Below are 12,077 nucleotides of genomic sequence, written 5' to 3' on the forward strand. Positions count from 1 at the left end.
CCTTCGTCGTTGGTGCCCCCAGCTTCGCGTCAGCGGGGTGCCGTTCGAATCAGTGAAGTCACCAGTCCTGGTCGCCGGTCACCCCTACGATCAGTGCTGTGCTGCACGGCCGCGAGCGGGAATGCGCGCAGGTAGATTGCCTGCTGGCCGCCGCACGGGCCGGGCACAGCGGCACGCTGGTATTGCGTGGGGAGGCCGGCGTCGGCAAGTCGGCGCTGCTGGAGTTCGCCGCCGCCAATGCCACCGGCATGCGGCTGCTGCGCACAGGTGGCGTCCCCACAGAAGCGCAGCTGCCGTTCGCCGCGCTGCACACCATGCTGCTGCCCGTGCTGGACCGGGGCGGTGCCATTCCAGATCGGCAGCGCGCCGCGCTGCTCGGGGCGTTCGGCCTGGGCCCGGCCACCGACGAGGGCCGGTTCCTGACCTCCCTTGCCGTGTTGAGCCTGCTGGCCGAGACGGCCGAATCGGGTCCGGTGCTATGTCTCATCGACGACGCCCAATACCTGGACGGTCCGTCGGCGGAGGCGCTGACATTCGCCGCTAGACGGGTGCACGCCGAAGGCATCGTCATGCTCTTTGCCGCCCGGGACGATCCCGCGCGCCATTTCGCCGCCGCCGATTTGCCGCAGGTACGGCTCGAAGGGTTGGGGCCTGAGGCCGCCGCGGCCATGCTGGCCGAGCGCGTCGGCGTCCCAGTAGCCGAACCGGTCCGGGACCGCCTGGTCGGCGACACCCTGGGCAATCCCCTGGCGCTGGCCGAACTGGCGCGGTCGCTGTCCGTGGACCACATCGCGGGTCGCACTCCCCTGCCCGACCCGCTGCCGGTCAGCACCGATCTGGAGCGCTTCTATCTCGATCGGGCCGGGGACCTGCCCCCGGAAACGCAGACCATGCTGCTGGTGGCGGCCGCCCACGACAGCGGGCAACTCGACGGGGTGCTACGGGCCGCGCAAGCTCTGGGTGCCGGGCCGGCCACGCTCGACCAAGCCGAAGCGGCCGGGCTGTTGCGGGTGCAATCGGGACTCGTGGCGTTCGCCCAGCCGCTGATGCGGTCGGCGATCTACCGGGGTGCAAGCTCGCAGCGGCGGCGCCAGGTTGAGCGGGTCCTGGCTGCCTGTCTGGATGACGACGACGATGCGGACCGCAAGGCCTGGCATCTAGCCAAAGCAGCGGCCGGACCGGACGCCGACGCGGCCGAGGCGCTGTACGCGGCGGGCTGCCGAGCCGGCGTGCGGGGCGGACACGACGCGGCCGCGGCCGCGTTCGAGCGATCGGCGGCGCTGAGCCCTGCTCCCGCGTTACGGGCGGCCCGGCTCGCCGATGCCGCCGCGGCCGCCTGGTCGGCGGGACAACCGGAGCGGGCCCGTAACTTTCTGGATCAAGCTCTGCCGCTCGCGGATTCGGCACAGCTACGGGCGCGTATCGCGCACCTGCACGGCCAGATCGAAGCCCACTGCGGAGCCCCGTCGGCCGCATACGCAATCCTGGTCGGCGGGTCGGAACTGATCACTGCGCTGGACCCGGCGCGGGCAGCGCAGATGCTCGGCGAGGCGGGCCAGCTCGCCTGGGCGGGCGGTGACCTGATGCGTCTCAATGAGATCGGCGGCCGGCTCGCCGCCCTTTCTACGGCGAAAGATCCGAATTTCGTTGCCGGACATGTGATTCAGGGCTTGGCGGGATTACTGCGCGGTGACACCACTGCCACCGCGGCGAGATTGCGCGCGGCCGTCGAGATGGCCACCGTGAGCCGGGAACCCCGGGTGTTGATGGGCGCTGCCGCTGGCGCGATGTTCCTCGGCGAGGATTCCCGGGCCATCGAGCTGTTCAGCACTGCCGTCGCGAAGACGCGGGCCGCCGCGGAGCTGGCCTTGTTGCCGCTGTTGCTCGGTCCCTTGGCCATGGTCGAGATGCTGACCAGTCGGTACGCGACCGCCTTGGCGGACGCCACCGAGGGACTGCGCCTGGCCGAGGAGACCGGACAGCACAACCCGGCTGCACACCTGCACGGCGTGTTGGCCCTGATCGCGGCGGTGCAGGGGCGCGCCCAGGACTGCCGCGATCATGCCGACGCCGCGCTGGCGCAGGCAATCTCCTTCCGCCTTGGACCGCACGCGGCCATCGCGTCCTGGGCGCTGGCCACCTTGGACCTGGGCGCCGCGCGCCCGGCGGAAGCGTTCGACCGGCTCGAGGCGCTGGCCGGCGCGGCACCGGGTGAGGGCAACCAGATGGTCAGCCTGATGGCCACTTCGGACCTGGTCGAGGCGGCGGTGCGAACCCACCGGTCGGCGGTCGCGGCCGCTCACCTGAATCGCCTGCAGGTGTGGGCGCACGACACCGGCGCGCACTGGGCGCAAGCGCTCGTTGCCCGCTGTCATGGCCTGCTGGCAACCGATGACGCGCAGGACGGCCACTTCGGCGTCGCACTCGATTTGCATGCGCAGGGTGGACGGCCACTCGACACCGCCCGAACGCAGCTGCTGTACGGCGAGCGCTTGCGCCGGCGCCGGCGCCGCAGCGAGGCGCGCAAGGTACTGAGTTCGGCACTCGAGACGTTCGAGCGGCTCGGCGCCACCCCGTGGGCCGAACAGGCCCGCACCGAACTCCTGGCAACCGGAGCCACCGCACGCAAACGCGATCCGGGCACTACCGAGGAGCTGACACCGCAGGAGCTGCAGATTGCCCGCTTCGTCAGCGCGGGCGAGACCAACCGCTCGATCGCGACGCTGATGTTCCTCAGCCCCCGCACCGTTGATTACCACCTGCGCAAAATCTTCGTGAAGTTGGGGTTGTCGTCGCGCGCCGAGTTGATCCGCATGTCGTTGAGCGACAATGCTGGGCAACTGACATGACCGCCGGCGCCAGCGCAATCACCATCTTCCATACCCCGACCGATCCAGACCGATTCGATGCCTGGGTCGGTCGGTACCTTGCCGCTGCCGGCCGAGCCGCCGGTTTCGTCGATGCCCGCCGGTCGGTGCACAGCGGCGGGCATCTGGACTGGGCCGTGGAGGTGCGCTTCACCGACACCGCATCGCTCGATTCGTGGCTCGACGGTGCCGAACGCCAAGCCGTCCTGGACGACGCTGCGACACAAGGTTTCTGGCCCGCCACCGTGGATCTCATCCTCGCCGAAGGTGAGCTGCCACCGGCCGAGGCGGGCGTCTTCCTGCACCAGGTCACTCCCGGAAAGGAGACGGAATTCATTGTCGCACAGCGTGATTTGACATCGGTCAGTTCAGAGTTCCCGGGATACGAAGGTACGGTGCTGTTTCCGGCCGATGACTCCGGGCAGTGGATGTCAATACTTCGCTTCCGCACCCCCCGGCAGCTCGCCGGCTGGATTCAATCCAGTGCGCGCCGCGAGGCCCTACCCCGCCTTCGCGAAGAATTGACCAGGGACTTCGCCGAATTGCCCCGCAGCGCGCCATTCGGGTCGACGGTACGTGTCGCCGACGGGCAGACGAAGATCACGCCGGCCTGGAAGTCGGCGATGCTGGTGGTGCTCTGTCTCTATCCGACGGTGGTGTTGCTGTCCAACTGGCTGTCTCCGGAACTCAGCCGTCTCGGCATCAACCCGGCCGGTGAGATCTTCATCGGTAACGTCATCAGCGTCGCGCTCCTGCAGTGGGTGCTCGTGCCGGCCGCATCACGCCCGTTTCGGCGGTGGCTGGACCCGATCGACGGGGCATCGGCTCGGGTCAGCGTGGCCGGGTCAGCCGTGCTCGTCGTCGGTTATGCGCTGCTGTTGGCGTTCTTCTCCCTGGTCGGTTAGTCACGCGCCGATCATCGTGTGCAGTTCGTCAACCGACCACGGTGGGCTGTCCCGGTGATCCCGGTAGCCCAGCAACTGCGGAGCGAGCCGGTCGAACCGGCCGACGAAACCGCCTGCGGCAACCAGGATTTGACCGGTGACATCGTGTGCCAAATCGCTGGCGAGGTAGGCGTACACCGGCGCCACGTAATGCGGTGGTGGAGCGTCGAGTGAGGCGCGCATGGTCACCTCGTCCAGCAGTCCGCGGCGATGCAGGTCCTCGATCTGCTGCCGGTAGTTCGGACCGCTGGAGATCCGGGTCCGCGCCCCGGGACAGACCACATTGGCCCGCACCCCATGCCCTTTCAACTCTGCGGCGACGGCCATCGTCAGGCCGTTGACGGCGCCCTTGCCCGCGGGGTAGCCGGTGCCACCATAATCGCCGAGGAAGGCCACCGAACTGGTGTTGATGATCGCGCCGCGGCCCTGAGCAGCCATCACCGGAGCCGCGACCCGGCAGGTGTGGAACACCGTGCCCAGATGCGCGCCGATCAGTGTGTCGAACTCCGCCGGCGAGATCTGCAGGATCGAAGAACCAGGCGGCTCAGCGACTCCCGCACAGTTGATCAGGACGTCCAACCGTCCGAAGGCGTTGGTGCACTCTTGGATCAGGGCCGCCGCCACGCGTTCATCGTCCGCCGCGCCGGGCACACCGGTCGCCTGGGCTCCCGCGGCGTGCAGCACGTCCACGGTCTCCTGCACGGCGGCCTCGTCCCGGCCATTGATCACTACGGCGGCCCCTTGATTGCCGAGAAATTCCGCGACAGCCCGGCCGATGCCGCGGCTACCACCCACCACCACCGCGCTGCGGTCGGCCAGCAGAGCGCGCTCGCTCATGCGCTGGCGGTCACCGGCTCGCGCTCCGGCTCATCACTGACCGCTTCGCGCGGCCACCACAACCAGCGGTCTAACACGACGATCACGGCCGGCAACATGAATGTGCGCACTAACAGGGCATTCAGCAACAGGGCCACGCCGACCGTGACGCCGATCTGCGCCAAGCTGAGCACGCTGCTGGCGGCGAGCGCCAATGTCGTCAGCCCGACAACAATGCCGCCTCCGGTCACCACCACCCCGGTCGCCGCGAAAGCTCGGATGACGCTGGTGCGAACACCCGCGGAATGTCCTTCGCGAATTCGCAACGGAAACAGCAGGTTGCCGCCGGACGCCACTCCGACCAATGACAGCAATGCAATAGGTGGAACCGACCAGTGCAATTCGTGGTGCATCAAGCGCTGCCAGATGAGCGCGCTCGCACCGAGAGCCGCGAGGTAGGAAACGACGATGCTACCCAACACGATCAAACCGGCGATCGGACTTCGCAACAGCACTGCGGCGATCAGCAGAATGACACCGAGACTGATCAGCGCCACCAGGGCCAGGTCCCTACCCACGATGTCCTGTAGATCGCGAATTGCCGGTCCCACGCCGCTCATGTCGACGGTAGCCGGCTGCAAGGTGCTGTTCTTTACCGCTTCAGCTACGGCAGCGCTGATTTCGCGAGCGCGGACAGCGCCATCATTGCCCCACTCTTTTCCATCGCCGTAGACGAACAGCCGGGTGGCATGACCGTCAGGTGAAAACAACTCGACGAGGGCCGGTCGGAACCTGGGATCCGTCAGGATCGTCCGGGATGCGTACAGGGCTGAGCCCGGAGCGCCCGCAGCGGATGCGGCGAGCCCTTGCAGATACCCGGCGAGGTCCTGCGCGGGGACGGGACGAGCGTTGCGCAGGATGTCCTTGACATTCCCAGCGATCATGCGCGTCTGGTTGAGCTGCTCCCACACATTTTTCGTCATCGTGGGTAGGCCGGAACCCGCGGACGTGGCACCGTCAACGGTTGCCGCGATCAGTTGCTGCGCCGCACCAATCAACTTCGTGGTGCTGTCCACAACAGCATTGGCCCATTGCACCGCCTCCTGTGCGGCCGAGCACACCGGAGTACTGGGACAGTCCGGGATCGCGCTGACGAAGCTGCGGAGCGAATCAAAAACTCCCGAAACATCTGCGGACCTCGCTTGGACTTTGTCCGTGGCTTCTTGGGTCAGATGCACGGCCAGACTCACGCCACCAATCGCGAACGGTCCCGCTGACATGCCCGATTGGATGAGATCCACTTGGGAGAGCAGTTCATCTACCGCCGCGGCGAGATCGGTAAGCACGGGTCTGGAACTCATTTGATCGGCGAACTCATCGAGCCGATCCCCGAAATTTCCGGCGGTCGCAGTCAGAGCAGCCTGCTTTGAGACCATCCCGCCCGGATGGCTCGCGGACTGCACCATACGGACGCCGGAAATCCCCATGATGGCGGCCGTAACCTGCTCGATGGCTCTCAGCCCGCTTGGGTTACGCAAATCGTGACCGGTTTCGATCGTTACGACGTCCGGGTGGAGTTGGTTGGGGCCGAAATGCGTATTGACCGCGCGGTAGCCACGGTTGGCTTCTGACTCCGGCGAGGTGGCCGATGTTTCGTCCCACCCGATCGGGATGCCGGGCAGGCCGATCGTCAGAACGAGCACGAAAACGCCGCTGGCTACCAATATCGGTGCCGGCCAGCGCGCCACGTTGATGCCGATGCGCCGCCAGCGTCGACTGTGGCTTCTGCCCGGGGGCGGCTCGAGCAGGCCGGCGCGGCTCGCGAGCGCCATCAAAGCCGGTGTCAGGGTCAACGCGGACAAGCCGACTGCGAGGGCACCGATCGCACAGAGCACGCCGGTGGTGGCGAACATGCTTATTCGAGCAACGCTCAGCCAACCCACTGCACCCAGGGGTGCCACGAGAATGAGGGTGGACCCGATGATCACGGGCGCGACGGTTCGGTAGGCGTCTGCTAACGCCAGCGACGGGGCCACGTCTTGGCTTCGCCGTTCGTGGTAACGCCCGATCAGGAAGATGACGAAACCGGTCCCAGCGCCGACGATCACTGCGACGCTGACCGACAGCGAGAACAGCGATACATCCATCAGGTCGTGGGCGGCCAGTTCTGAGACAACCGGCCTGCAGACCGCCAGCGCCATCAGTACTGAGGCCAGCGGCACCAGCGCGGTGATAAGCGAGCGGTAGAAGATCAGCAATAGCAGCACCAGCACCGCGATCGCGAATACGGTGAATATCTGCACCTGCCGGTCCACCGCGCCGAACTCATCCATGATGGTCGCGCCGGCGCCGGTGATGTAGACGTGTAGCCCGTCCGGGGGTTTCATGTGTGCCGCGATGTTGCGGGTGGCAACGATCGAATCGGCCGCTTCGGAGGTGCCGACCATGCCGTTGAGTCGCATCGTGGCGGTAACTACGTGGTGATCACTACTTACGGCGCTGCCGGCGGCAGGTACCTGCCACCAGTCCATCAAGCCGAGGACATGTCGCGAGTCCGCCCTTAGGGCAGCGACCAATTGGGCGTAAAACTCTCGATCCTGGTTGTTCAGACCTCCGTCACGCTCGAGCACCAGGTACGCGACGTTGTCGGTGGCCGGTTGGTTGAAGGCATCGGCCGACCGCTGCACGGCAAGCTCGGTCGCGGTCCCCGACAACAAGAACGGCTGGTCCTCGTTGGAGATCACCTGATCGACGGGCGGCGCAAAGCTGTTGCCGACTATGGCAACAACTGCCCAAGCAGCAACGATCAACAATGCGAACCGATAGATGAACCCACCAATCACTGCATGAGCCTCAGCTGCGCCGCGGGTCAGGTATCACGCGGTAGCCAGTCGCATCCAAGTGGCGTATCACCTTCTCAATCGACACCGTCGGAACCCCCGAACAAAGTCGGCTAATTCAACCACCCCGACCGTGCGACCGACAGTGGTTTTCCCCGCGCCGGCACACCGCCTCTGGCGTGAACGCCAAACGCTGGTCCCCACATTCCTGACTCGCTAAGGTCTGCCGTCATGGGCCTGTTGCGGTTCCTGTGGCGCCGTGTGCTGGCATTCGACCGCATCGGCTCACGAATCCCACAGCTGATCGGAGTCTGGCTGCTGGAATTGCTCTTCGCGCTGCCGTTGACATTCTTCATCGGGAAAGTCATCGATATTCACGGCGCGTTCGGCGTGGCGGGCACGCACGAGCGGCTCGACGGAGTGTTCTGGGCAGCGTTGGCGGTTTCGCTGTTCTTCGGGTTCCTGTTCGTGCGGTCACTGCTGAAACCCCGCGTGGTCGAGGGGTCGTGGACCCCGACCGTGCATGCGGACTTCGGCTCGCTGTCGGTCTACGGCGGCAACAAGGCCTGGACGGTGACCTACCCCTACCTGACCAGCCACCCGTCCTACGCTCTGCTGTTGCTGCTGACGGCGCCTATCCCAGCGGTGATGTTCGCGGCAACGCTCAACCAGGGCGACAGCACCTTCTACTTCCGTGTGTCCGGCATCGTCGGGTTGACCATCCTGGCGTGTATGGCGTTCGCGCGCGTCATCACCTGGTACGTCCTGCGGGTCGGGCGTCGCGCACTCGACGAGCAACTGCGCGGTTCGCCCATATCGCAGCGACGGCTGGGCTGGGAGATCGCCTGGAAACCGGTGCTCGTTCTGGTCGCGCTGATTTACACGATCGTCTGTCTCCCGCTGGGGCTGATGTGGCTGAAGGAGGAACGCACCATCGCCGCGCTGCCCATCGCCACCGTCGCTGACGCCGAGCATCCCGGTGACTACCGCCGGGTGGAAGGGATGGTGGCGTCCGAACCCGTCTACTGGGCGCCGCACGGCACCGGCCGCGGAGGAAACAACTATGCGGGTGCCGGGGTGCTGGTGACGTTGCCCTCGGGAGGCGAAGCGCTGTTGCTCGCCGAAGCGCTGTCGGTCCCCGACTTCAAAGGCATGATGGCCGACGTCCATGGCGGCGCCCTGACGGCCACTGGGAAGGTCATCGACGACATCACCAGCGTGCAACGCGAGTACTACGGCTTCGACGAAAATGCCTTCGCGCAGCCCGCTTCCGGTGGCCGGGTGCTGCTGTTGCTGTCTAACCCATAGCGAATGGCGGGCCGGATTGCCGGATTCGGCCGCGCATGTGTCGTACGGTTCTCACCAGGTCCCGGGCAGACCGTCGACGCGCCGCGCCATCCTGAAGGGAGCTGACGAATGAGCAGGCCAGTCGTTGTCGTCGTGGCATGCGCCGCGCTGCTGCTAGCGGCCGGGTGTAGCAAGCCCAAGACGCATCAGTCGGAGCAACGAACACCGGCGGCCGAGACGTCGGCGGCGTCCTCGCAATCCGAACCGTCGAACGAACCGGCGGCAGTGGGCAAGATGACCTTCCGCTACGAGCCCGCCGACACGCCCGATGCGCAACGCGGTCGCCAGATGATGGTCGAGGCAAAGCTATTGGAGAGCGTGGCCGGCCACGTCAACGACACGCTCAACCTGCCGCACGACGTGGCCGCCGTGGGCAAGCAGTGCGGCGAGGCCAATGACTACTGGGATCCCAACGTCAACGAGATTCAGCTCTGCTACGAAGACATCCAGCAGAGCGAACAACGCTTTGCCAACAACGGAAACCAGGAGGCGGTGACGGCCGCCGTCAACGCGACGATCTCCGGCTTCTACCACGAACTCGGTCACGCCACGTTGGGCATCTACGAGCTGGCTTTCACCGGGCGCGAGGAGGACGTGGCCGACCAGTTGTCCGCGTTCGAGCTGCTGGCCCCCGGCGCCGACGGTAAGCCCTATCCCAACGGGGTACGGATCGCGATGGACACCGCCGCGGACTGGAAGTTGAGCGCCAAGGAGGCCGGCGACGCCAATGAACTGCCCTTCTGGGACGGGCATTCGATGGACATCACCCGGATGTACAACTGGGAGTGCTGGATCTACGGGTCGGACACCACGGCCAATGCCGGCATCGTCACGTCTGGGGACCTGCCCGAGGATCGCGCCGGCAACTGCGAGGATGAGTTCCAGAACATGTCCAGGGCGTGGCAGCAGATGCTCGGCCCGCACCTGAAGAAGCCGAGCTGACCCGGAGTTCATGCAGTATTCAGGCATTCGTGGGACTGCGCTGGTGGACCGCACACACATGCCGGATTTCCTCACGGTATGCGGGTGGTTCAGGTAGCCAACTTTTACGGGCCTCGTTCCGGCGGGCTGCGCACCGCGGTGGACCGACTGGGCGCCGAGTACTGCGCGGCCGGCCACGAGGTGTTTCTCGTGGTGCCGGGGCGCCGCGCTCAACGGGACCGGCTGGACACCGGGGTCGTGCGAATCACCTTGCCCGCCAGGCTGCTTCCCTACACCGGGGGCTACCGGGCGATCATGCCTGGACCGGTGCGGGCGCTGTTGGCTGTTTTGCGGCCGGATGCGCTGGAGGTGTCCGACCGGCTCACCCTGCGGTCCCTGGGGCAGTGGGGCCGCGAGCACGGCGCCACGACGGTGATGATCTCCCATGAAAGGCTGGATCGCCTTGCCGGACAGGTGCTTCCGGCTCGAAGCGCACAGCGGCTCGCCGACTTCGCCAATCGGCGTACCGCTGCCGACTATGACACCGTGGTGTGTACCACCGAATTCGCCCGCCAAGAATTCGACCGGATCGGCGCGACCAATACCGTGACCGTGCCGCTGGGTGTGGACCTGCAGACCTTTCACCCCCGGCGACGGTCCGCGGCGTTACGGCGCCGCTTCGCCACCCCGGCGCAGGTGTTGCTGGTGCACTGCGGGCGGCTATCGGTGGAAAAGCGTGCCGATCGCAGCATTGACGCGCTGGCCGCGCTCTGTGCCGCGGGCGTCGATGCTCGGCTGGTCGTGGTGGGTGCGGGACCCCTGCGCACCAGGCTGGAGCGGCAAGCCGCTGGCCTACCGGTGAATTTCACCGGCTTCGTCGCAAATCGGCGGACGGTGGCCGGCCTGTTGGCCTCGGCGGATGTTGCGCTGGCGCCCGGACCGCACGAGACATTCGGATTGGCGGCCCTCGAGTCGCTGGCCTGCGGCACCCCCGCTGTGGTCTCGCGCACGTCGGCGATGACCGAGATCGTCACCACGGACAGCGGCGCGGTGGCCGACAACGATCCGGCGGCGATCGCCGATGCGGTCTGCGAGCTGGTGGGCCGGCCCGAGCAGCACCGTCGCGGCTGTGCGCGACTGCGCGCGGAGAAGTTCACCTGGCAGCGCTCGGCCACCGGCATGCTCACCACCTTGGGCGCGGCATGAGCCAGCTCTACCGCTAAATCCCAATCAATTTGCCGCGGTGCACGATTCGATCAACGCCGGCCCATAAGTGGCAGAGCCGCATTCACATTCCCAGCGCACATGCGGACCGCAGGAGCACGGGACCGTGACGACGATCATGTGCCCGGGCAGCAGCCAGTGACCACGCGAACAGCGCCGGGGCGGCCGGTCCATCCACTCGGCCCGCAGCACGTGCGACAACTCGCCGACATCAGCACTCACGCCGCCCACCGTCGCATCCATCGCGCCGCGAAATCCAGCACACCGCATGAATCGTTACTCTTCGTTGCCTCTCGTTGACCGTGTCGTTGTACCGCGGCCATTCGCCGTCTGAGCCGGCACTAAATAAACTGCTTGATTTAAGTCGGGGACGGTAGTTCACTGAAGCGATGGCCGCGGCGCGAGTGGTACGGACCGACCGCTCGGCGGTCACCCGGGAAGCCATCCTTTCCGCCGCTGAATGGCTGCTCGCCGAGCGCGGCATGTACGCCGTCTCGAACCGGCAGATCAGTGAAGCCGCCGGACAGGGAAACAACGCGGCCGCCTGCTATCACTTCGGCACCCGGATCGAGCTGCTGCGGGCGATCGACGGCAAACACCGGGGAGCCATCGAGGAGCTGCGCGCCCAAATGCTGGCCGACATTGGTGGATCCACCGAACTGCGGGACTGGGTAGGCGCACTGGTGCGGCCGCTGACCGAGCACCTGGCGCGGCTGGGCAACCCGAGCTGGTATGCGCGTTTCGCCGCACAGGCCATGGCCGACCCCACCTACCGACAAGTCGTGACCAAGGACGCACTCGCGTCGCCGACACTGGTGCAAACCGTCGACGGGATCAACCGTTGTCTCCCCGATTTGCCCAAGCGGGTGCGTTCGGAACGAATCGTCATGGCCCGCAACCTGTTGATGCACACCTGCGCCGAACACGAAGGCGCACTGGCCGAGCATGGGCCGCTCGCGCGGTCCAGCTGGCCGGTCGCGGGCGAAAACCTGATCGACGCCATCGTCGGGCTGTGGCGCGCACCAGTGCACCTCGGCGCGGCCACTACTGATTACCACGATCGAGGGAGCAGGATGACCGAGGTAGTGACGTGACCGCAGTTCGGACCGACATCCCCG

9 protein-coding genes are annotated in these 12,077 nt (G+C 66.5%); 6 read left to right on the forward strand and 3 right to left on the reverse strand.

Translation table 11 applies throughout. The annotated features are described in order from the left end of the window. Positions 1-98: 98 nt before the first annotated feature. Together BN972_RS30865 and BN972_RS18135 are read left to right on the forward strand one after the other, a co-directional pair. The gene (locus BN972_RS30865; protein ID WP_036360406.1) at positions 99-2,849 is read left to right on the forward strand and encodes a helix-turn-helix transcriptional regulator; all 2,751 of its coding nucleotides are present in this window, start codon (positions 99-101) and stop codon (positions 2,847-2,849) included. Further along, positions 2,846-3,772: an antibiotic biosynthesis monooxygenase gene (locus BN972_RS18135; RefSeq protein WP_036360408.1), complete on the forward strand. Its 927-nt coding sequence runs from the start codon at positions 2,846-2,848 to the stop codon at positions 3,770-3,772. Before BN972_RS30865 ends, BN972_RS18135 begins: the two co-directional genes overlap by 4 nt. Here the strand turns inward: BN972_RS18135 and BN972_RS18140 are convergent, their stop codons facing one another. Then, positions 3,773-4,648 carry an SDR family NAD(P)-dependent oxidoreductase gene (locus tag BN972_RS18140; RefSeq protein ID WP_036360410.1) on the reverse strand — a complete coding sequence of 292 codons (876 nt, stop codon included), beginning with the start codon at positions 4,646-4,648 and terminating at the stop codon, positions 3,773-3,775. Further along, positions 4,645-7,470 carry an MMPL/RND family transporter gene (locus tag BN972_RS18145; protein WP_036360412.1) on the reverse strand — a complete coding sequence of 942 codons (2,826 nt, stop codon included), beginning with the start codon at positions 7,468-7,470 and terminating at the stop codon, positions 4,645-4,647. Before BN972_RS18145 ends, BN972_RS18140 begins: the two co-directional genes overlap by 4 nt. Positions 7,471-7,698: 228 nt before the next feature. On the opposite strand from BN972_RS18145, the gene BN972_RS18150 reads away from it, so the two are divergent. The 3 genes from BN972_RS18150 to BN972_RS18160 all read left to right on the forward strand — a co-directional run bounded on the left by BN972_RS18150 (position 7,699) and on the right by BN972_RS18160 (position 10,941). Further along, positions 7,699-8,775, forward strand: coding sequence for a hypothetical protein (locus BN972_RS18150; RefSeq protein WP_036360413.1), 1,077 nt, complete (start codon positions 7,699-7,701; stop codon positions 8,773-8,775). Positions 8,776-9,048: 273 nt separating this feature from the next. Beyond that, positions 9,049-9,756, forward strand: a complete 708-nt coding sequence (locus BN972_RS18155) for a DUF4344 domain-containing metallopeptidase (protein ID WP_390176222.1) — start codon at positions 9,049-9,051, stop codon at positions 9,754-9,756. Between the two features lie 78 nt (positions 9,757-9,834). Then, complete coding sequence (locus BN972_RS18160; RefSeq protein WP_036360417.1) at positions 9,835-10,941, forward strand: glycosyltransferase; 1,107 nt, start codon at positions 9,835-9,837, stop codon at positions 10,939-10,941. Positions 10,942-10,965: 24 nt separating this feature from the next. Here BN972_RS18160 and BN972_RS18165 read toward each other — a convergent pair whose 3' ends face one another. Then, on the reverse strand, positions 10,966-11,181 hold the full coding sequence (locus BN972_RS18165) for a hypothetical protein (protein ID WP_142277087.1): 216 nt from the start codon (positions 11,179-11,181) through the stop codon (positions 10,966-10,968). A gap of 167 nt (positions 11,182-11,348) precedes the next feature. On the opposite strand from BN972_RS18165, the gene BN972_RS18170 reads away from it, so the two are divergent. Beyond that, positions 11,349-12,053, forward strand: a complete 705-nt coding sequence (locus BN972_RS18170) for a TetR family transcriptional regulator (protein ID WP_036360421.1) — start codon at positions 11,349-11,351, stop codon at positions 12,051-12,053. The last annotated feature ends 24 nt before the right edge of the window (positions 12,054-12,077 follow it).

The sequence above is a fragment of the Mycobacterium asiaticum DSM 44297 genome (genome assembly GCF_000613245.1).
Taxonomy (GTDB): Bacteria; Actinomycetota; Actinomycetes; order Mycobacteriales; family Mycobacteriaceae; genus Mycobacterium; species Mycobacterium asiaticum.

Excerpts from the sequence above, each read along its gene's own strand:
- BN972_RS18135 (WP_036360408.1), top strand. The coding sequence starts at position 2,846 with ATGACCGCCGGCGCCAGCGCAATCACCATCTTCCATACCCCGACCGAT.
- BN972_RS18140 (WP_036360410.1), bottom strand. The coding sequence starts at position 4,648 with ATGAGCGAGCGCGCTCTGCTGGCCGACCGCAGCGCGGTGGTGGTGGGT.
- BN972_RS18150 (WP_036360413.1), top strand. The coding sequence starts at position 7,699 with ATGGGCCTGTTGCGGTTCCTGTGGCGCCGTGTGCTGGCATTCGACCGC.
- BN972_RS18155 (WP_390176222.1), top strand. The coding sequence starts at position 9,049 with ATGACCTTCCGCTACGAGCCCGCCGACACGCCCGATGCGCAACGCGGT.
- BN972_RS18160 (WP_036360417.1), top strand. The coding sequence starts at position 9,835 with ATGCGGGTGGTTCAGGTAGCCAACTTTTACGGGCCTCGTTCCGGCGGG.
- BN972_RS18170 (WP_036360421.1), top strand. The coding sequence starts at position 11,349 with ATGGCCGCGGCGCGAGTGGTACGGACCGACCGCTCGGCGGTCACCCGG.